Origin of the sequence: Cobetia sp. 29-18-1, assembly GCF_029846405.1 — a bacterium.
GTDB classification, from domain to species: domain Bacteria; phylum Pseudomonadota; class Gammaproteobacteria; order Pseudomonadales; family Halomonadaceae; genus Cobetia; species Cobetia amphilecti.
This window is the reverse complement of sequence record NZ_JARWKS010000028.1, coordinates 11,784-32,381: the sequence shown is the minus strand read 5'-3', so window position 1 is coordinate 32,381 and position 20,598 is coordinate 11,784. Positions and strand designations below refer to the sequence as shown.

At 59.2% G+C, this 20,598-nt stretch carries 18 protein-coding genes and 2 pseudogenes; 6 read left to right on the top strand and 14 right to left on the bottom strand.

The window, feature by feature from the left end:
* From QD208_RS16595 to QD208_RS16575, 5 genes and pseudogenes are all read right to left on the bottom strand, one after another.
* A partial coding sequence (locus QD208_RS16595) for a hypothetical protein (RefSeq protein WP_279837489.1) occupies nucleotides 1–1,385 on the bottom strand: 1,385 nt, incomplete at its 3' end.
* A gap of 47 nt (nucleotides 1,386–1,432) precedes the next feature.
* Nucleotides 1,433–2,122 carry a hypothetical protein gene (locus tag QD208_RS16590; RefSeq protein WP_279837488.1) on the bottom strand — a complete coding sequence of 230 codons (690 nt, stop codon included), beginning with the start codon at nucleotides 2,120–2,122 and terminating at the stop codon, nucleotides 1,433–1,435.
* A gap of 234 nt (nucleotides 2,123–2,356) precedes the next feature.
* A pseudogene (locus tag QD208_RS16585) lies at nucleotides 2,357–2,527 on the bottom strand (tyrosine-type recombinase/integrase); the annotation flags it as partial.
* Nucleotides 2,528–2,670: 143 nt separating this feature from the next.
* Nucleotides 2,671–2,802: pseudogene (locus QD208_RS16580) on the bottom strand (tyrosine-type recombinase/integrase); the annotation flags it as partial.
* Complete coding sequence (locus QD208_RS16575; RefSeq protein ID WP_279837487.1) at nucleotides 2,781–3,245, bottom strand: phage integrase SAM-like domain-containing protein; 465 nt, start codon at nucleotides 3,243–3,245, stop codon at nucleotides 2,781–2,783. The gene QD208_RS16575 and the pseudogene QD208_RS16580, both read right to left, overlap by 22 nt.
* 577 nt (nucleotides 3,246–3,822) lie before the next feature.
* On the opposite strand from QD208_RS16575, the gene QD208_RS16570 reads away from it, so the two are divergent.
* Nucleotides 3,823–4,176 (top strand): hypothetical protein, encoded by a 354-nt coding sequence (locus tag QD208_RS16570; protein ID WP_279837486.1) that lies wholly within the window; start codon nucleotides 3,823–3,825, stop codon nucleotides 4,174–4,176.
* Between the two features lie 216 nt (nucleotides 4,177–4,392).
* On the opposite strand, the gene QD208_RS16565 is transcribed toward QD208_RS16570, so the two are convergent.
* The 6 genes from QD208_RS16565 to QD208_RS16540 form a co-directional block, all read right to left on the bottom strand.
* Nucleotides 4,393–5,337, bottom strand: coding sequence for a LysR substrate-binding domain-containing protein (locus QD208_RS16565; RefSeq protein ID WP_279837491.1), 945 nt, complete (start codon nucleotides 5,335–5,337; stop codon nucleotides 4,393–4,395).
* A gap of 137 nt (nucleotides 5,338–5,474) precedes the next feature.
* Entirely contained in the window at nucleotides 5,475–6,980 is a 1,506-nt protein-coding gene (locus QD208_RS16560; RefSeq protein WP_279837485.1) for an amino acid racemase, read from the bottom strand.
* A gap of 91 nt (nucleotides 6,981–7,071) precedes the next feature.
* Nucleotides 7,072–8,394, bottom strand: a complete 1,323-nt coding sequence (locus QD208_RS16555) for a dicarboxylate/amino acid:cation symporter (protein WP_279837484.1) — start codon at nucleotides 8,392–8,394, stop codon at nucleotides 7,072–7,074.
* A gap of 315 nt (nucleotides 8,395–8,709) precedes the next feature.
* A complete protein-coding gene (locus QD208_RS16550; protein WP_279837483.1) occupies nucleotides 8,710–9,735 on the bottom strand; it encodes an ABC transporter substrate-binding protein in 1,026 nt (341 codons plus the stop codon).
* Between the two features lie 292 nt (nucleotides 9,736–10,027).
* Complete coding sequence (locus QD208_RS16545; protein ID WP_054555772.1) at nucleotides 10,028–10,729, bottom strand: pseudouridine synthase; 702 nt, start codon at nucleotides 10,727–10,729, stop codon at nucleotides 10,028–10,030.
* Nucleotides 10,729–11,643 (bottom strand): nitrilase family protein, encoded by a 915-nt coding sequence (locus tag QD208_RS16540; RefSeq protein WP_279837482.1) that lies wholly within the window; start codon nucleotides 11,641–11,643, stop codon nucleotides 10,729–10,731. The genes QD208_RS16545 and QD208_RS16540 overlap by 1 nt, the downstream gene beginning before the upstream one ends.
* Nucleotides 11,644–11,973: 330 nt before the next feature.
* On the opposite strand from QD208_RS16540, the gene QD208_RS16535 reads away from it, so the two are divergent.
* The 3 genes from QD208_RS16535 to QD208_RS16525 are packed head-to-tail and all read left to right on the top strand — an operon-like array spanning nucleotide 11,974 to nucleotide 14,398.
* Nucleotides 11,974–12,327, top strand: a complete 354-nt coding sequence (locus tag QD208_RS16535) for a DUF1904 family protein (protein WP_215824197.1) — start codon at nucleotides 11,974–11,976, stop codon at nucleotides 12,325–12,327.
* Complete coding sequence (rarD, locus tag QD208_RS16530) at nucleotides 12,324–13,274, top strand: EamA family transporter RarD (protein WP_054555770.1); 951 nt, start codon at nucleotides 12,324–12,326, stop codon at nucleotides 13,272–13,274. Before QD208_RS16535 ends, rarD begins: the two co-directional genes overlap by 4 nt.
* A 47-nt stretch (nucleotides 13,275–13,321) precedes the next feature.
* Nucleotides 13,322–14,398, top strand: a complete 1,077-nt coding sequence (locus tag QD208_RS16525) for a YihY/virulence factor BrkB family protein (protein WP_347882013.1) — start codon at nucleotides 13,322–13,324, stop codon at nucleotides 14,396–14,398.
* A gap of 175 nt (nucleotides 14,399–14,573) precedes the next feature.
* On the opposite strand, the gene QD208_RS16520 is transcribed toward QD208_RS16525, so the two are convergent.
* Complete coding sequence (locus tag QD208_RS16520; RefSeq protein WP_043335071.1) at nucleotides 14,574–15,005, bottom strand: OsmC family protein; 432 nt, start codon at nucleotides 15,003–15,005, stop codon at nucleotides 14,574–14,576.
* Nucleotides 15,006–15,426: 421 nt separating this feature from the next.
* Between QD208_RS16520 and QD208_RS16515 the strand changes: the two genes are divergently transcribed.
* Both QD208_RS16515 and QD208_RS16510 read left to right on the top strand, forming a co-directional pair.
* On the top strand, nucleotides 15,427–15,924 hold the full coding sequence (locus QD208_RS16515; RefSeq protein ID WP_279837481.1) for a hypothetical protein: 498 nt from the start codon (nucleotides 15,427–15,429) through the stop codon (nucleotides 15,922–15,924).
* Between the two features lie 398 nt (nucleotides 15,925–16,322).
* The gene (locus QD208_RS16510) at nucleotides 16,323–17,486 is read left to right on the top strand and encodes an NADH:flavin oxidoreductase (protein ID WP_279837480.1); all 1,164 of its coding nucleotides are present in this window, start codon (nucleotides 16,323–16,325) and stop codon (nucleotides 17,484–17,486) included.
* A 115-nt stretch (nucleotides 17,487–17,601) separates the two neighbouring features.
* On the opposite strand, the gene QD208_RS16505 is transcribed toward QD208_RS16510, so the two are convergent.
* Nucleotides 17,602–18,774, bottom strand: coding sequence for an NAD-dependent epimerase/dehydratase family protein (locus tag QD208_RS16505; protein WP_347882012.1), 1,173 nt, complete (start codon nucleotides 18,772–18,774; stop codon nucleotides 17,602–17,604).
* Complete coding sequence (locus tag QD208_RS16500; RefSeq protein ID WP_279837479.1) at nucleotides 18,771–20,555, bottom strand: hypothetical protein; 1,785 nt, start codon at nucleotides 20,553–20,555, stop codon at nucleotides 18,771–18,773. Before QD208_RS16500 ends, QD208_RS16505 begins: the two co-directional genes overlap by 4 nt.
* Between the last annotated feature and the right edge of the window lie 43 nt (nucleotides 20,556–20,598).

Below are 20,598 nucleotides of genomic sequence, written 5' to 3'. Positions count from 1 at the left end.
CCGTCGGTGGCGATCAGGCACCAACGGCAGGATTTGTGCAGTGTTTCCCTAACACTTGAATCTTTTTTATTTAGAGTTATGTGGTCAGCCCACTCCGTGCCGAAGTCATCGCAAAATATATAATCATCATCCTCATGCAATTTCTCAACAACTCCAAACATTGAATCAGCATCAAAATCACTGGAAGAACTTGTAAACAAGCCCTTTTCAGAAGTTACTGCTGAAATTTGGTATTTAGGTTGTAGTATTTCAAGAATACTACTTATTTCAGAAATACCCGATATATCCTCGAAACAAGACCCCATAAAGTACATGAACTTGGGGTCTGAAAATGTTACGCTGTAGAAACCATTTTTTATAATAAATTTCTGTAAAGTTACATCTTTCCCACTCTCTACCACACGAAACTTGCTCAAAATTTTCGATGAAAGTGTGAGGGTTTTTTCATTCTTCCTAAGCTTAGAACACCCCTTCCTACCAACTACATTGTAGTCGGAATCGAGCTCATAAACTTTTTCAAGAGAAGAAAACAAGGAATTTATGACTCTCCCAGAAACTTCGATATTACGCCCCTTCGATGCTCTATATTGAATTGACAACCCATCCTTTTGAATTCTTTCGTACAAAGAATTGCTTTCTATTAGAATTGCTGAAGGCTCACATATGGCTAGAACATCAGCCAGCTCTACTTTCTTTGCGAAAGAGTCCAAGAAACTATTGTTAGTCGATGGATTTTCAATACTATCCACCTGATCTTTAACCCAAGATGCTATTTCATCAAGAGTTTTTCTCTGAGAAGATTCAACAATACGACCTGTTCCAGAAATTGTTTTTGTAACAGCTCCCTGCCTGAATTTTAAATAATAGGGTATTGACCTTCCGGCTGAATGAGTTGATAGCAAGCCTTTCAAATCTGCAGCTTCGTATGATCGAGCCCTCATTGCCCTTTCTGACACCGTCATATTTCTCAAAGCTAACTTTTGAAATTCTACTTCGCCATCATCAAATGTTGAGCTAAGATCTCTGCTATCAATAAGAGAAAAGTGGTCTTTTAACACCTCCGATATGTTTGCACAACTTTTTTTAAACACAGCCAAGTAATTCCCATATTCAATCAAGATAATAAAAGCGAAGACTCTATCTTCTAGCTCTTCATCGATAAAATATACAGGGCGGGCAGAAGGAAAGACTCTAATTGAGCACATATAATTTATGCCATGTTCCTCTACCACTCTATCTGATCTGAATAGGTCGATTACAAACTCTGAGCCTACCACCATATTATCAGTAGCCGCAACCAGAACGTCGTTTATGATTGAATCATCAATGATGTTCTTTGGTACATAGAATTGCGCGTTTTTCGTAAGCTCTAATCTTTCAGGCAAATCTCCATACCTCCGGTCAGTATTAACAACTCAAAGCAGAGAAAAACTTACGAGTCCGCCTTCCTTTGATCTTTATTTTCCCTTCTCTCAATATGATCCCTCTTTATATCCAGCTTACCTTGATTCTGAAGCTTAGCTAAATCACGAGCCCTCCGATAAACAGATGATAGAATCTTGAGGACAGCCAGCTCGTTGTTCTCTGTTCTGAAATAGAGTTTTGAGAGCGTCTCAGGTTTTATTCCCATGACTCTAGCTATGTCATTCACAGACTTGTGAATAAAAACCCTTTCTTTCTCAAGCAACGAAAGCTCCTCGCTACGCAAATTAATTTTAGATAGCTTTCTTTCACTAATACCCTTTTGGATTGTACTGTATGTTTTATTCCCCGCAAGGATTGCAGCAGACACATAACCAACGATTTGGGCCACGTCCCTTGCCACCTCTACTAACTGAGAGAGTTCAATAAAACCTGGAGATGCATACTGAATTGATTTGATCTCAGGCTTATAGGCTCGAGGCATTTTAACGAACAGGTTATGATAGAAATTCACAGCGCTGAAGCCACCGCGCCACGGATATTTCCCGTAGATATATTGAATTTCTCCATCCAGATAATCTTCGGCGACATCAAGAGAGTAAAGAAGTCCGTAAAGCTGGATATAGACTCTCGTCAGAACATTAAGGTCAGTCAACTGCCAACGACCATCAATGTAGAGCTTGATGTTTCTTACTTCCATCTATACTCCAGCGTCCTTATAAACAAACAGGTATTAGATAGCACACGCGTTTCCCACGTGAACGAATTCACGTATTCAACTTTCCAATATCACCCAACCAACTAATTTCAAGAATTTTTATTAACTATGCTACATATCACCAATAACGTATATATTGCCTTTGCCTGCATGGCTCTGTAGGTCGAAAGCAGCCTCAGCGTTACTGACAGTGTAGTCAAACTATCATCTAATGTATTAGACATCCCTCAGTCTATCCAGCTTCTCCACCAAATCCTCCGCCCTAAGATGCGTATACCGCCGCAGCATCTGCATCGACTTGTGACCACTGATCGCGGCGACCTCCTGATCGGATAGTCCCGCCTCGACCAGCCGACTGACGGCCTCATGGCGTAGGTCGTGGTAGCGAAAGTCATCGAGCCCTGCTTGCTTCTTCGCTTGGTTCCAGAGCTTGGTGTAGGCGTAGGGCCACGCTTTCCATCCCTGCCGGGCTCACCGAAGAACACCAGGTCACAGTCAAGCGGGCGCACGGGGCTGTTCAGCGCTTGCTTGAATACCTCGGTGGCAGCCTGAGTCAGCGGTACCAGGCGGGCTTCGTTGTTCTTGGTATCGGTGAGTCGCACCACGCGGCGTCTCACGTCGACCTGTGAGCGAGTGAGGGTCAGGATCTCTGAGGAGCGCATACCCGTCTCCAGAGCGATTCTAGCGATCCAAGCCAGCATGGGGTTGCTGTGCTGCCGTAGCCGGCGAACAGACGCTTCTCCTCGTCGGGGCTCAGGCGCCTGTCGCGGCCTTCTCCAGGGCTGGGTTTGCGGATGTTCTGAACGGGGTTGCAGGTCAGGCCGAGGCCCCATTCCTGGATGGCCACGGTGTAGAGATGGCCGAGCAAGGCGAGCTCCAAGCGCACGGTATTGCCGCTGATGGACTGGCCACGATGGCCAATGCAGTTCAAAAGGGTGTCACGGAAGTTGGCGATCAACTCCGGCGTAAGCGCCGCGAGCGAGTATTTTCCCAAGTGTTCGATGAGCGTGTTGGCCTTGTGGCGTTCGCTCTTTTGGGTACTGGGCTTCTTGGTAGAGGTAACGTCGGCGAGGTAGCGTATCAACTGACCTTCTACTTTTAGCACGGCTACCGCACGGCGCTTACCGCTGGGGCGAGCTCCATCTCATGGTCTTCCACCATGGCGTCCTGCCTTGGCGAGAAATACATATCTGAATATAGGAGATTTCAAGAAACCTAATAATAGCCGAGTCGAGACATGCCCGAGAAGCAATCGTTAGTTCAATGCGACATCCGGCGTCGCATTAACGAGACACCAGACTCGATACTCAGCGCACCTCGCTGCACCCTCCCCTCTATCTCGCCCTGCTACACGCCGGAATTTTCCGCGCCATTCGCTAACGCTTACGTCTACTGTCTGACTGAACTGGTACCGAGCTTCAGGAAATTCATACGCCTGCGTAAGACATTGCCAACAAATCCCAAAAGTCCACTTTCCCCAGGCCCATGGGAAATTTCCGCCTCAGCACGGAAAATTCCGGCTTCTCGAGCCATCAGCTATCGATAACCCACTGATTTATAAAGAAAGTGGTGATAAGGGAGGCTCCAGATTGCCTCGTTTCTTCTCACCAGCCAAAACGCATATTGCACTGCAGCAAAAACAGGCGTATCAATGTACTCAGGTTCCTTACTTGGAGATCACAATGGCTAAACAACCTGCCTGGTCAGAGTTGGTCCCGACGACGCCGGCTGCGATGTTCGATGTCTGGAAGCTGGGCACGACGTCGGTGGAGATGTGGTCGACGGCCATGTCGACCATCATGTCGCGCACTCAGTTGTGGGGAACCCAGTCGCCGCTGGACCCGAAGATGATCACCGAGAACCAGAAGATGGTGTCGGAGAAGATCGCGGCCAGCTGGGAGATGTGGTTCGTGATGCAGAAGGCGTGGATGAACGCGATGACGGGCGGCAAGGTGGTGCCGTGGTGGACGACGGGCACCCTCTTCATCAAGCCGTTGCACAAGCGCACGACGGCCAACTCGCGCCGATTGTCGTGAGAGACGTTGCATGACTTGCAGATGCGGCCGATAGGCTGTGAGCTGAGATGCGCTCAGATGCGCTTAGATGCCACAACGCAAGACGGGAGCCCTGGTGGCTCCCGTCTTGCGTTGTGCTCTGGCGATGATTTCAGGTCATTGCCCTGCTCTTTGCTTTGCGTGCTCTTTCCGTTGCGTGCTCTTTCCGTACTCTTTCTTCTCCGGCCCTTTCTTTACCTATTCCTTCACTGGCACGCCGCCAGCAGGCGGCTGGTCTGGTTCGAGGGTTTCGTCTTCAGCGGTCAGGCAGGCTTGCCAGATGCGTTCGGCCACGCGCTGATCATGCTCGGCGTGGCGGAAGAGGCAGATGTCCAGCGGCGCGGTGTGGCTATCGTCGCTGATGATGACGAGACGCTCGGCGGCCAGCTCGTCGCGCACGGCGCGTTCCGGTACCCAGGCGATGCCGCTACCGGCGAGAGCGCCACGCTTGAGCACGTCAGACATCGAGCATTCGTAGCGGAAGTTGAGTCGCGCGGCGAGGTTCTGGCGTCCGATGATCAGCGCGGTCAGTCGGCCGAGATAGCTGTCACTGGAGTAGCAGAGATAGGGTTGCGGCGTGTCGCTGTCGAGGGAGTAAAGGGCCTGGCCTGCGTCATCGACGGCACTGACGGGCACCAGCCGCTCGGAGCCGAGCACGATGGAGGGATAGCGCACGATGTCGGTGAGCGTCGGCAGTAGCGGGCTGTTGTAGGCCAGCATCAGATCACAGTTGCCGCTGATCAGCGCATCGACACAGCCGGCGACGTGGTCGGGCACGATGCGTGCCTTGAGATTGCCCAGTCGGTTTTGCAGCTGTTCATGCCAGTCGACGAAGAAGCTGACCGCCAGCGTGTGCGAGGCGGAAATCGAGACGACTTCCTCTATCTTGGGCACGAAGCCGAGCGCCTCATCGCGCCCGACGCGCAATACCGAGAGCGCATCCTGGGCGGTACGCTGGAAGGATTCGCCTGCGGGGGTCAGGCCGACGGGGAACAGGCTGCGGTCAATCAGGGTGGCGCCGACCCAGTATTCCAGATTGCGAATACGACGGCTGAAGGCCGGTTGCGTCACGTTGCGCAGGGTGGCGGCGCGCGAGAAGTTACGCGTCACCGCCAGGGTGAGGAAGTCTTCCAGCCAGTTCATTTCCACGGCGAGCACCTGAAGAGAGGCATGAATGAGACAAAGGCACACAGCGAGCCTGCGTGAGCGCAGTATATCGCGTCGCTGCGTGTCTTTTCTTCAAGCTCTCTTCACTGGCTTACCAGTGGGTACAGCGCAGATCAGGCCTCGGCTTGCGCCAGTGCCACACAGCGCTGCGCGAGAATTTCCGCGGGGTCGAGCAGCGCTACCCGCTCACGCAGTGACGCATCGAGCTCGATCAGCGGAAGCTCGGTGCAGCCCAGAATGATCACTTCTGCGCCCCGCGCCAGCAGGTGGGAAATGGCAGCCTGCAGATGCTCGCTGCACTCCCCTGTCGTATGCCCCGCCTTCACGCCGTGATGCCCGTAGATCGCCTCCATCACCTGGGTCTGACAGCGCGCATCGGGCACCAGCGTTTCCCGCCCCGAGGCCTCGATGATGTCGTGGTAGACCCGACTGGTCACGGTGCCGCTGGTCGCGAGCAACCCGACCCGCGCCACCGGCGTCTGCATCGCCGCGATATGGTCAACCACCGCCGTCAGCATGTTGATGATCGGGATGCCGATATAGGGCTGGATGCGCGCCACGAAGGCATGCGCGGTATTGCAGGGAATCGCGATGGCATTGGCGCCATCGGCCTCCAGCCACTGACAGGTCGCGAGCATCGGAATGCTCGGGTCTTCGCCCTTGCCGATCAGATTGGCAGTGCGATCGGGAATCTGCGGATTCTGCTCCACCACCATCTTGAGGTGGTCCTGATCGCGCTCGGCACGCGTCAGGCTGACCACCTTGCGCATAAAGTCCACCGTGGCCGCCGGCCCTACCCCACCGAGCACACCGAGCTTGAAGTTGCGATTCTCGCGCTCACGGTCCACGCCCAGGGCGTATTCGGCGTAGATGAGATTGGAGTCAAGCAGGGGCACCGGCACCAGCGGCTGCAGCGACTCCATCAGCACCGGAATCTCGCTCAGACCCGGCACGATGATCTCCGCGCCCTGGCTGACCAGGTCATCACAGGCCTCGAGCAACAGTTGCAGACACTCGCCACCATGATGGCCGCTCTTGATACCGCTCGGCCCATAGATGGCCTGCATCAGGGCATCACGCTGCAGCGTGGCATCGGGGTAGATGACCTCGAGACCGCCAGCTGTCGCGAGGCTGCCGTCTTGCGTGGCATCTGGCTCACCGAAGCGCTGCTCGAAGATGCCGGAGGCGCGCACGTAGCTTGAGGTCAGCACGCCGATCTTGCGCACCTCGGGATAGTCGCGGCGAATGCGCGCCAGCAGCGCATCGAAGATATCAACAACGTTGAAGCTGATTTCCGGGGTGATCTCGGCCAGGAAGGTGTGGGAGAGAAAGCATGGCACCATCGCGTTCTCGACCTTGCCCTGCATGTCCTTGAGCACGTTGTAGACGTAGAACTTGCGCCGCAGCGGATCATAGGCCTCCGCAGCGATTCCCGGGCCATCATCGAAATGGCGTTGCTCGAAGGCAATATCCACCCCGCCCGGCGGCTTGCAGTACTGCGCCGCGCGCACCGTCTTGAGCAGGACATCCGCGCTGCCGATCGCCCCCAGGCCACCCACGACGCCGTAGCGAACGACAGAGGGGCTGGCTTTATGGGAAGGTGCGTTGGGGCGTTCCATGACGATGTTCTCCTGATGTCGTTGACACGCTTATCACGCGGATGCCGACAAGCCGATGATGATGACGCGGTGGGTGTTCAGACAAGAGCGCTCAACTGAGCTCTGAGCGCATGACGTGGGGCGTATTGAAGACTTCCTCGTCCAGCTCGCCTTCGCTCTTGGCGACCAGGCAGCTGACGGCGCAGTCACCCGCCACGTTCAGGCCGGTACGCGCCATGTCGAGCACACGATCGATGCCGGCGATGATGGCGACGCCTTCCAGCGGCAGACCGACAGAGGTCAGCACCAGCGAGAGCATGATCAAGCCGGCACCCGGCACACCGGCGGTACCGATGGAGCCCAGCGTCGCGGTCATGATGATGGTGACGTATTCGGTCATGCCCAGATCAACGCCATAGGCCTGGGCGATGAACAGCGCGCAGACGCCCTGATACAGCGCGGTGCCATCCATGTTGATGGTCGCGCCCAGCGGCAGCACGAAACTCGAGACACCTCGCTTGACGCCCAGATTCTGCTCGGCGGCCATCATGGTCACCGGCAAGGTGCCGGAGCTGGAGGTGCTGGTGAAGGCGAGCATGATCGGCTCGACACTGCCCTGGAAATAGCGCAGCGGGTTCAAGCGCGCCAGAAAGCGCAGTATGCCGCCATAGACCACGATGGCATGCACGAAGCAGCCGAGATAGACGATACCGATCACCTTGGCCAGCGGCGCGAGCATTGCCAGGCCATAGGTGCCGGCCACCCAGGTCATCAGGGCGAAGACACCGTAGGGCGTGAAGGCGATGATGATGCTGGTCATGCGATAGATGATTTCCGCCGCGGACTCGAAGAACACGCGCACCGGACGGGCCTTCTCTCCCACCAGCGTGATGGAGAGGCCAAACAGGATCGCGAAGACGATGATCTGCAGCACATTGCCTTCGGCGAAGGCCTCGACGGCATTGGTCGGCACCAGCCCGAGCAGCGTATCGACGGCGGTCGGCGCTTCACGCACCTCGACATTGGCCGCACTGCCCAGGTCGATCCCCACGCCCGGCTGGAAGACGGTGGCCAGTCCCAGGCCGATGGTGATGGCGACCGCTGTCATGCCCAGATAGAGCACCAGCGTCTTGACGCTCAGGCGGCCGATCTTGGAGAGGTTGTTGAGCGAGGCCACGCCGGTGACCAGCGAGATGAAGACCAGCGGCACGATCAGCATCTTGATGCCGCGGATGAACAGGTCACCCAGCGGTTTGATATCGGCGGCGATATCGGCGCGCCCGGTCTGGTTGAGCACGATACCCAGCCCCAGGCCCAGAACCAGCGCGATGAAGATCTGCTTCCAGAGCGCCAGCCGTGTCCAGGGAGACAAAAAGCGCGCAATGGGCCCGGGAGAGCGTGGCAACGAGGCGGAGGAAGAGCCTGAATCAGCCATGAGTGTTTCCTTCTTGTCATTATTGTTGGCTGCGCGTGGAAGCAGCGCAGAGTGCAGACTGATGGTGATACAGGCCCCTATCCCGCGACCAATTCTTTATTTGGATTTTCCATGCAAGATTTGCATGACGACGAATTCTCCCCCTGATGGGCGGCACGCCAGAGGTCATTTTCTGCCCTGACGCTGCGCACACTTTTGACACGTTCACTGCTGTAGAACGCAAGAAGCCCGCTCAATGAGCGGGCTTCGTGTTCTTACCACTATATTCAAGGTGCTGCATCCACAAAGATCAGCGGCACCTTTTCAAGCTGTCGATCATGCCTCCGGCAGGCCGAGAGCCTCCTTGACGGCCGGCCAGGCAGGTTCGCCATCACGGGTGGTCACGCCGTCCAGCCAGGCCTTGACCTTGGCCGGGTTGGCCTTCATCCACTCACCGGCGACCTCTTCCTGCGGCTTTTCTTCCTTGCCATAGCCGTAGATCAGCGCGCTCTGATCATCCGAGCTGAAGGCCAGCTGATCGAGCAGGCGGGTCGCATTGGGGTGCGCTTCCGACCATGCCTTGTTGGCCAAGGTCTTCACATCACTGGCGCCGCCGCCCGGGCCCCACATGTCATCCGGGTCGTCGAGGAAGACCATGTCGTATTCGATGTTCATCCAATGCGGTGTCCAGCCGACGAACAGTATCCACTCCTTGCTCTTGGAGGAATTGGCCACGGTGGCCAGCATGCCCGGCGTCGATGACTCCTTGAGGTCCCAGTCGCCGAGACCATAGATATCACCGTCGACCCCCTTGTTGACGATCTCGCTGGAACCGGAGCCAATCTCGATGGAATAGATGGTCTTCTCGAACTTGTCGGCGAATTCCGGCTTGTCGAGGTCTTCGTTGGAGGTCACTCCGGCCTCAGCAACGTAGCCTGGTACCGCGAACCCGAGGCGCGCGCCTTCGACATTGTTGCCCATGTCGACCAGGGTGCCCTTCTCCATCGCGGCGTCGTACATGTTGCTCTGCGCCGGCAGCCAGGCGGCGAGGAAGGCATCCACCTCGCCCAGCGACATGCCTTCATAGGTGATCTGCGCGCCCAGCTGACGCGTGCTGGGGGAGTAACCCAGCGCTTCAAAGACTTCCGAGGCAATCTCGGTCTTCATGGTCACGCCCGGCCACGGCGGCGCGGAGAACACCACACTGGCATCTTCCGCGGCAGACGCCGGCGCCGACAGCGTTGCCAGCAACAGGCCACTGCCCGCCAGCGCCATGCGCAGTGGCAGGGGTTTCAGCAGGTGGGAGCTGGTGAAGTGAGACGACTTGGTGGAGGGAGACGACTCGAAGAAGGGGGACGACATAGTGGACTTACCTCGTTGTTGTTATGAATACGTCATTGTCATGAAAATGCGCGAATCAGACGCTGAGCGAAGATGACATCTTGATAAATGCCTCTTCTGCAAAACGCGCTTCCCGCAAAGAATTCACAATACGAGCAGACGAATCACTACCTTAAGCGCGATCGTTGGAACGATACAAGGCTCGGCGGCCAACGACGCGCATGAAAAAGCCCCCGCCATTCGTGAAAAATGACGGGGGCTTTTCATGACGCATGCGCTGAAGAATCAGAAGCTAGCGATCAGAAGCGAATGATCAGAAGCTGGCGATCTCTTCCGGACGCAGGAAGCGGCATTCGCCCGGCTCCAGCTCCGGGTCCAGCTCAACAGCCCCGATGGCTTCGCGATGCAGGGCTTCGACGTGATTGCCGATGGCCGCGAACATGCGCTTCACCTGGTGGTAACGGCCTTCGGTGATCCACAGCAGACCCACGGTGGCGGTTTCCATCTCGAGACGCGCCGGACGGGTCGGCTTCTCCTCGCCATCCAGCATCAGGCCGTGATCGAAGTCCTCCACGGCACGCGCCAGCTCATCGCCTTCCAGCGGACGCGCCAGAGTGACGCGATAGCGCTTGGCACAGGCCTTCTTGGGCGAGGTGACGCGGTGGTTCCACTGGCCGTCGTCTGTCATCAGCACCAGGCCGGTGGTGTCGACATCGAGACGCCCGACGATGCTCAGGCGCTCGACATTGGGCAGATCGATCAGATCATGCGCGCGCTCATAGAGGCCCGGCTTGCTGGTGCATTCCACATTGGCCGGCTTGTACAGCATCAGATAGCGCAGCCCCATCAGCTCCAGGTGCTCGCCATTCCATTCGACGCGCATGCCATCCTTGACGGCGCTCGCGGTGTTCTTGACTACCTCACCATCCACGGTGACATCGCCGCGGTGCACGACCTTCTTGGCATCGCTACGGCTGAGATCCGTGGTTTCGGTAAGGAATTTGTCCAGGCGCATCAGGCCTCCAGAGTGAAATGATCGGCGTCCATCCACGCCGGAAACTTGGTTCGAAACTCGTCGAGCGCGCCGCGTTCAAGCGTCACGGTCTCGATGAAGGGCTGGTCTGGCGCAGGGTCGAGGATGGGCTCGCCCTTGAAGTCGCAGACCATGGAGTCGCCGGTATAGTGCAGCCCGTTGGCGTCGTCACCCACACGGTTGACGCCCACCACGTAGGCCAGATTCTCGATGGCGCGCGCCTGCAGCAGCGTACGCCACGGATGACGCCGTACGCCCGGCCAGTTGGCCACGCACAGCAGCAGATCATATTCAAAGGCGCTGTCGGCGGCGGTCTCGGCAGCACTCACGCTACCGATGACAGGACGCTGACGCAGCCAGGTCGGGAAGCGCAGGTCATAGCAGACCGAGAGCTGAATCCGAAAGCCGTTGAGCTCGACCAGCACCCGCTCATAGCCCATGCCATAACGCTCATGCTCACCGGCCATGCGGAACAGATGGCGCTTGTCGTAGTGCGTCACCTCGCCGTCGGGCGAGGCCCACAGCATGCGGTTGTAACACTCGCCGTCATCCAGCACCGCGATGCTGCCGGTCATCACGCAACCACGGGTGATGGCCTGTGCCTTGAGCCAGTCGACGCTCTTGCTGGACTCCATCGGCTGGGCCATCTCGCGCGAATTCATGGTGAAGCCAGTGGCGAACATCTCGGGCAGCACGATCAGATCGGTTGCGGCATTGCGGCCATCCGCGCCCATGACCAGGCCAGCGGCATCCAGCTGCTCGCCGAGCAGACGGCAGTTCTCCGCCGGGTCTTCCCAGCGCAGGTCCGCCTGCACCAGGCTGACACGCAGTGTCGCCCCTCGCGAGGCATCACCAGCATTCGCTTGCGAGGAAGTCGCCTGTGGCTGTGTCGTCATGGTCGTCGTGCCTCCCTGCTGACTGAATGGACGCTTGAGTGGCAACTGGCGGATTCGCGTCGGCGTGAGCCTTGCCCACCCTGCCGCTGGTCGTGCCACGCCTTGAAAGCGCTCATTCTACCGTCTGTGGCGATCAGATGTGAGAGGCAAAGCATGATCTGTCACCACTGCACTGCTCAGCACGCGCACGAATCCCTGGCGGCGGGTGTGAGCATCAGAAGCCAGTGATATATTGGCGATGAACGCAAAGTCGCCACGCCAGGTTGCGGCGACGTCAGTTCACCGCGAGCTTGCTCGCCCCCTTCCCATCCCGACTCACAGGAGAGCTTCATGCCTCAGCTTCGCTTCCACGGTGTCACGCCTGCCCGTCTTGCCCCTGTCTCGCGCGCACTGATCGATCAGCTGAGCGAAGCGACCGCCACCGCGCGCGACGAATTCACGCTGGAATGCATCACCACCCAGTACGTGTTCGATGGTCAGCTCGTCGACGCCTTCCCCTTCGTCGAGGTGCTGTGGTTCGAACGTGGCCAGAAGGTGCGCGATCTGTGCGCCCAGTCCATCGCGCAGGCCATGAACGAGGCCGGCTACCCGGAGGCCGAAAGCTTCTTCATCGCCCTTGAGCCTTCTGGCTACTACATCGCAGGTAAACCGCTGGCGCAGGATGGTTCGAGCGACTCCGCATGAGGCGGGAGCAGGCAGGCCCCTCAGTCGAGAGTCTGGCGCAGGCGCGCCGCGAGAGCGCCAAGGGTGTCGGTTTCGGGCTGGGCGCCTATGTGATGTGGGGCTGTTTTCCGCTCTACTTCGCGCTGTTCGAGGGCATTCCCGCCTGGGAAGTGCTGCTGCACCGCATCCTGTGGAGCTGCGTGTTCATGGTGCTGCTGATCAGCGTCATCCGACGCTGGTCGCCGGTGCGCGCCGCCTTCGCCGAACCCCGCAAGCTTGTGCCGGTGCTGGCCTGCTCGATCCTGATCGCGCTCAACTGGGGTATCTACATCCACGCGGTGGAGGTGCATGAGGTACTGCAGGCAAGCTTGGGTTACTTCATGACGCCGCTGGTCAATGTCGGGCTGGGCATGCTGTTCCTGAAGGAGCGCCTGACGCGCGTGCAGCTGTTCGCGCTGGGGCTGGCCGTTCTCGGCCTGAGCCTGCAGCTGATCGGCCTGACGAAACTGCCGTGGATCACGCTCTCGCTGGCTGTCACCTTCGGCACCTACGGGCTGCTCAGAAAGCGCATCGCGCTGGATGGCCTGTCGGGCCTGCTGGTCGAGACGATGATGCTCGCGCCACTCGCGCTGCTGCTGATCGGCGGCCAGTGGTTCTCCGGCGAATCGCACTTCACGGCCAGCGATGTCGGCCCGCTGGGGTTGCCCGCCAGCGTGCTGATGATGTCCAGTGGCGTGCTCACCGCGCTGCCGCTGCTCGCCTTTGCCGGTGCGGCGCGTCGCCTGCGCCTCGCCACGGTCGGCTTTCTGATGTACATCAACCCGACCATGCAGTTTCTGATCGCGCTGCTGATCTTCAAGGAAACCCTGCATCCGACGATGCTGATCACCTTCGTGCTGATCTGGAGCGGTCTGGCGCTCTATACCGCCTCGACGTTCTTCCAGCATCGCGCCCGACAGCGCGGCTGACATCACCCTTGAACTGACTTAACGAACCAAAGCGAGGATGCCCAGCCATGCCAGACCCTGCTGCAGACTCCCTGAGCAGCCGCCTGTTGCGCTTTCTGCCGCGCCTGCTGGCCTTCGCCCTGCGCGTCATCGGACAGTTCATCGCCAACCGTGGCGTGCTGCTGGCCGGTGGCGTCGGCTACAACATCCTGCTGTCCAGCGTGCCGCTGTTCGCCTTGCTCTGCGTGCTGCTGACGCACCTGGTCGATGAAACGCGCCTGATGAGCATCATCGCCATTCAGGTCCAGCATCTGGGGCCGGGCCAGGAAGATATCCTGCTGGACGCGGTACGCAAGCTGCTGGCCAATCGCGAGGTGATCAGCTGGATCGGCATGGGCGGCTTGCTGTTCTTCGCCGGGCTGGCCTTTCGCATGCTGGAAGACGCCATCGCGCTGATCTTCCATCAGCATCCGGTGATTCGTAAGCGCAGCGCCTGGATTTCCGCCCTGCTGCCCTACGCCTTCGTGATGGTGCTGGGCGCGGGCCTGCTCGCGCTGACCCTGCTGGTGGCGCTGGCTTCAGCGATGAATGATGCCCTGACGCTGCTGACCGGTATCGAGTTGACCCTGGGCGATGCCGGCAGCGAGGTGATCTATCTGATCAGCATCGTCGGCATGTTCGGGCTGTTCAGCGCCATCTACAAGATACTGCCCCAGACCCGCGTCTCGACCCGCCGCGCGCTGGTCGGTGGCCTGGTCGCGGCCACCCTGTGGGAGCTGACGCGTCTCGCCTTGAGCTGGTACTTCACCCACCTGTCCTTCGTCGGTGCCGTCTACGGCTCACTGGCAACGCTGATCGTGCTGCTGCTGGGGCTGGAGATCGGCGCCGTGATCCTGCTGCTCGGCGCCCAGGTGATCGCCGAGCTGGAGCAGTGCTCACGCGAGAACATCCGCTGGTACCGCACGCCGGATCGCAAGCCGCTGACGCGCCTGCAATCGCGCCGCAATGCCATGCAGCATGCCGGCGAGGTCAGCGAGGAGGATGAGCTGGCAATGAACCCAGACAGGGGGTCAGACAGGGGGTCAGGCAGTGGTTCAGAAACCGGTTCAGCAAACGGTTCTGAAAGCGGCTCGGACAAGCGCTAGTACAGGCCCTCGGCAATCCACCGCACACAACGAAAAAACCGCCCCGAGGGGCGGTTTTTTCGTTGTGCGCGCATCGCAGAGATGAAACTTGAGGGCACGCGAGTCGCTGTCGTTGTCGTTGTCGTCGACGCCTGACGGCTATTCGCCCGCGACGACTGGGTCGACAAGCGACGCCTCAGTTGACCAGCGAGGCTTCCAGCGAGATCTCGGCGGTGAACAGCTTGGAGATCGGGCAGCCACCCTTGGCCTTCTCGGCGGTGGACTGGAAGTCTGCCTCGCTTATGCCCGGCACATCGGCCTTGGTCACCAGGGCGACCTTGGTCACGCTGAAGCCGCTGTCGTCCTTGTCCAGATGGACGGTGGCGGTGGTATCGATAGCCTTGGGCTCATGCCCCGCCTCGCCCAGCATCATCGAGAGTGCCATCGAGAAGCAGCTGGCGTGAGCCGCCCCGATCAGCTCTTCGGGATTGGTGCCGGCGCCATCTTCAAAGCGCGTATTGAAGCCGTAAGGCTGATCCTTGAGCGCACCACTTTCACTGCTGACAGTGCCTTTACCCTGCTTGACGCTACCTTCCCAATGCGCGGAACCGGTTTTCTTGATCGTCATGCCTGTCTCCTTGACCTGGGTGAACACTCAGGGCCGTTGCCCTGTACCACTCACATTGTCATGGCGCGTCGCGACTTCAAGGGGCGTCAGCCCTTTTGCCATCAGAAGTGTCGGATCGATCACGTGTCGGCTGCCTATCAATTGCGTGAACAACACACGCCACCCACCCCGGCGAGTGCGCCCGTCGCCACGGCCAATTATTGAACAAGAGTTGAATTCCCGCCGTGTGCCCCGATAACTGTTCTATCGATTACCTGGCGCGCAACGCCGAGTTGCAGTCACTCACGTCACCCTCTCATGTCTGGCATCGTGCGCTCGCAAGCTGGCGCAGCATTCGCCGATACCTCATACGTCGCCGGTGAATCCCTCACCCGCGCGGCTGCCGACACCGGCAGCCAGACCCGCAAGGAGTCCCCTCATCATGTTCCACAAGACCTCGACAGCCACCACTGACGACAACGCCTCTCTCCATGGCCAGCGCACTGGACTGCTCTCAGGCAAGCGCCCTGCCGCGAGCACCCGCCTGCGCCGTGGCATTGGCGCCGCCGCAGTGATGCTGGGCCTGCTGGGCCTCTCCCCGGCCCAGGCCTTCGACGAGATGAACACCGAGACAGGGACCAGCGGCGCGGCCTCTTCCCAGCATTCCTCGCAGGGCCAGCCTACGCCCAGCCACTCCAAGCGCACCGCAGACGGCGCAGCTGACAACGGCGCGCACTATCAACAGAACGAACAGCCCGAGGCACGCCAGCAAGCCAAGGACAACGCCACGCGCCAGGTACAGAAAAGCCTCGATGGCGGCGAGATCGGCAGCCAGGGCGGCCGACACGCCAACACTGGCCAGGCCAAGCCGACCGAGAACTGGTTCGGCTGCCCGCCCTCCGGCAGCAGCAAGCAGAACGCCCAGTGCGACGGCAAGTGATCACCAGCACTGAGCACTCGCCATAGGCACGATTGGCGCAACGACGCAGGCCCCGCAACCCACGGTTGCGGGGCCTGCGTCGTTGCGCGCATATGCTTATGTGCATGGAAAGCAGCACTGCGTTGCCACTTCATGCAGCAACCCTGAATTATTTGAGAAAAAATCTCGCAAATTCAGTCAATTACATGCACAGGTTGTCAAAACGACAACACTCTCCTTCCAGCGTTCCGGCTTGTGACACCCAGGTGCGGCAGGCACGATATAGGACATGCAGATGATCCGTCGATCATTCATTCGGGCCACCGCACTGCGTCGATCTTCACCTCTTTGTGCACGCAGACGCTCAGGGCCTACGACCGGATACGACAGCGGAATGCTTTCCGCGGGAGACGTACTAGATGACAGACACCACCGCACTGTTCACCCCCCATGCCTTCGCCGGGCTTAAGCTCAGCAATCGCCTGGTGCTCGCACCGATGACGCGAACCAGCGCGCAGGATGACGGCCAGGTGCACTTCGACATGGTCGATTACTATCGCGATTTCGCGCGGGGCAACTTCTCGCTGCTGATCACCGAAGGCATCTACACCGATGAAGCCTTCAGCCAGGGCTACGCCAACCAGCCGGGGCTGGCCAACCAGGCGCAGCAGGACAGCTGGCGTCCGGTGGTCGACGCCGTGCATCAACAGGGTGGCCGTATCATCGCCCAGCTGATGCATGCCGGCGCCCAGACCCAGCACAACCGCTTCAAGGATGAGGTCGTCGCCCCCTCCGAGAGCCGCGCCAGTGGCGAGATGCTCAGCTTCTACGGTGGCTCCGGCCCCTTCCCGCTGGCCCGCGAGATCAGCGAAGCGGAGATCCATGACGCGATCGCCGGCTTTGCCACCAGCGCCCGTCGCGCCAAGGAAGCCGGCTTCGATGGTATCGAGCTGCATGGTGCCAACGGCTACCTGATCCACCAGTTCATCAGTGAGCGCTTCAATCAGCGTGACGATGCCTGGGGCGGCGACGCCATCGCGCGTCTGGCCTTCCCGCTGGCGGTCATCCGCAGCGTGCGTGAGGCGGTTGGCGCCGACTTCGCCATCGGCATGCGCCTGTCCCAGGGCACCGTGACCGAGCCGGAGCTCAGCTGGCAGGGCGGCCCTGACAAGGCCCGCGAGCGCTTCGCCAAGCTGATGGAAGCAGGGCTGGATTTCCTGCATCTGACCGGCAGCGATGTCGATGCCCCCGCCTTCCCCGAGACAGACGACGAGCGCGAGCGCAGCCTCAGCCTGACCGCACTGGCGGCACAGGTGCGTAGCGAGAAGGCCGCCGAGGTGAGTCTGATCACCAATGGCAATGTCGCCAGCGTCGCGAAGGCGCAGGCCACCCTGCAGCACGCGGACCTGGTCGCCATCGGTCGCTCGGCGCTGGCCAATCATGACTGGCCCAAGCGCGTACAACGCGGCACCTGCCTCACCGAGTTCGACTTCTCGATGCTGTCGCCGCTGGCCACGCTGGCCAACGAGGAAGACTGGCGCATCGCCAATGACAAGCCTGCCAACTGCGAGGGTCGCTGCTGATAGCGGCTGACAGGCAAGACGCAAGGAGCCCCGCCAGTTCACTGGCGGGGCTCCTTGCGTTGGTAGGCTGGACGCTCCTCGACCTGAACTCAGATATACAGCCGCTGAATCCCACTCAGGCCTTCAAGAGAGTTCCACTACTGAAGGCCAAGGCCGTCATGGTGGACATGCCGGCCTTTGTCATGCGTCCAGAATGTCCACCTGCAGCGACGCCTGCTTCGTCAAAACATCTCACCCGGGGCAATTGCTCATCATCGGTTTCTCTCAGCAATGACGGATACTGCTGCGCCCACTCAGCCAACTCCTCAAGCCCTGTGGCAAGACTGACACTGGGGCGAAAGCCGGTCAGCGTCTCGAGTGTCGAGGTATCTGCCCAGGTACGCTCGACATCCCCTGGCTGCATCGGCAGCAGACGCTTGCGAGCCGGGACACCCAGCGCTGCCTCGAGGCCATTGATGAAGTTCCCCAATGCGATGGGCTCGCCACGCCCGAGGTTCAGGACACGCGAGGGAGCGGCATTCATTTCCTGCGTCGGCGGCAGGTGCATAAGCCGATAGATGCCCTCCACGATATCACTGACATGGGTGAAATCACGTGCCATCTGTCCATGGTTGTAGACATCGATCACCTCGTCGGCCAGCAGCTTGCGTGCGAAACGAAGTGGCGCCATGTCCGGGCGCCCGCGGGCGCCATAAACGGTAAAGAAGCGTAGCCCTGTCACCGGTAAACCATAGAGATGCGCGTAGCTGTAAGCCATCAATTCATTTGAGCGCTTCGTGGCAGCGTATAGCGAGAGCGGGCGTACACCCGCCTGGGACTCCTGCAGAGGCTGACGGGTATCATCCCCGTAAACGGAACTGCTGGAAGCATAGAGCAAATGGCTCGGGGCCGTGTCACGACAAGCCTCAAGAAGATTGACGAAGCCGACCAGGTTGCTGTCGACATAATCAAAAGGCTGAGTGATGGAGTGGCGCACCCCAGCCTGGGCCGCCAGATTGACGACGACATCAAACTCCTCTTCCTGCATCAATGTGCGAAGCGCCTCACGTTCGACAAGATCCAGCTTGACGAAGCGAAAGCTGCCCAGCCGGTGTGCATTCCCGGGGGCAGCAACGCACTGCCCGGCAAGTGCTTCGAGACGTGTCAGGCGGTGCTGCTTCAGCGCCAACGGATAGTAGGGGTTGAGATTGTCGAGACCGACGACCTGCAGGCCTTCCTTCAAGAGTCGCTCACACAGAGCAGCACCAATGAAACCTGCAGCGCCAGTTACCAGTATCTTCATGCTCATCGTTTCTCCTGAGCGGTCATGACCAGCACCGTTGGTGCTGATGAGGGGCCGCCCAATGCCGCTGCGGGTACCGTCAATAATCGGTGGCGTCCCTGATGAAAGACCGGCGTGGCATTGGCTCCATCGTCTACTGCCGCCTGACACCAATCACGCATGCCGGCCAGAGGGCCTCGCGTGTCGGGTAGACGCAGACATTTGTCAGCCTCGATTATCAGCCAGCCATCGGGATGCGCTGTCTGCCAGGAATTCAGCTGACTCGAATCGCGCTTCAACTGCTTCAGCGGTTGGGTCAGTCGCCCCAGAAATTGCCAGGTTGCCTGATAGTCCCAGCCAACGACGGCCACCTCCTGGCCTTCCTGTTGATGGTGCTGAACCCATTGAGCCAGGGCAGTCTGATCCAGACGTGGCCATAACGGACGCAATGTCAGGGCCAGCAAGCAGGTCACCAGCAACACGCTGCCCAGCGCCAGTCGCCGCTGAGCATTCAGCGCGCTATTGCCCTGTAACTCAGCGGCGGGTGTTTGAGCCGTGATGGAGCGTCTCGCCTCATCCACGGAAGGCCATAGCCATACCATCAAGGCCAGCAAGCTACCTCCAGCCATGAGACACGCAAGGCTTGCGTTGCCCGAAGCCACCAGCGCTGCGTTGGTCGGCAGAAATGAGGCATCAGTCAGCCAGCCTGCGGGCATGACGATGACCGCCAACGCCAGGCTTGTCAGTCCCAGGCCACCGCTGATCATCGCCAGCAGTTTCAGCGATGTGCGAGCCGGAGGCTGGCGCAGAGCAGCCCAGGCCAGCAGCAGACTCACCGGTACCAGTAGCGGCATCAGATAATGCACTTGCTTGCCGGAGATAAGTGAAAAGACCAGCAGTGCGCCCAGTGCCCAGAAGCGTCCCAGCTTCAGCAAGGGTTGCTCTGACGTTGGCCGCCGAGCAACCGAGGCCAGAAACCCCTCGATCAGCAATCGCGGGCGCAGGCTGAGCGGGAAGATCAACATCGCCAGCCACGGTAGATACCACCATGGCGGTCGAGCATGATCCTGCGCGGAGACGACGCGGTTTGCCGTCTGGCCCCAAAGCAGATCCTCGACATAGTCGGGAGGGCCACTGATGACGGCGGGAAGCAACCAGATGCACAACACCGCGATGCCCAGCAGCAGGCTCAACACCCAACCGCGCCACTCACAGACCCACACCTCGCGGGCTTGTGCTTGCGTCCACCAGGGGCGCGAGCCGACCACCAACAGAAACCACAAGAGTGCGACCGGCCCTTTGGCCAGCAAGGCCAACCCCAGCCACACACCACTCTCGAGCACGACGCTCAGGCTGAACGGCTGCCCTCCCTGTGGTGTACACCAGGGCCGCAACGCGCCCAGTAGACACGTCGTCAACAGCACATCGAACATCAAGGCCTGGCTATAGAGCACCCACATCAGACAACCGGCGAGTATCCAACGCACCATGCGTACCCAAAGTTCATGTCTCTGCCATTCGGCATCGGCCAGGCCAGTGGCCGGCCACAGGGTGCGGGCGACACGCCCTATCTGCCAGATACCCAGCAGACTGACCAGTGGCATCACCAATCTTGGCCAGACATCATTGACTCCGAAGACCACCCATCCGGCGTGAATCAACCAGAACAACAGTACCGGCTTGTCAGCGTAGGCCGCCCCGTTCATGGTCGAGACGAACCCACTGCCGGCATGCCACATCTCCCATGCCACCGAGACATAGCGAGTTTCATCGATGGGCAGATAGGGTCGTGCCAGCGCTGCTGACATCAGCAACACTCCCCATAGCGTCCAACATATTCGTTCGCTGGCA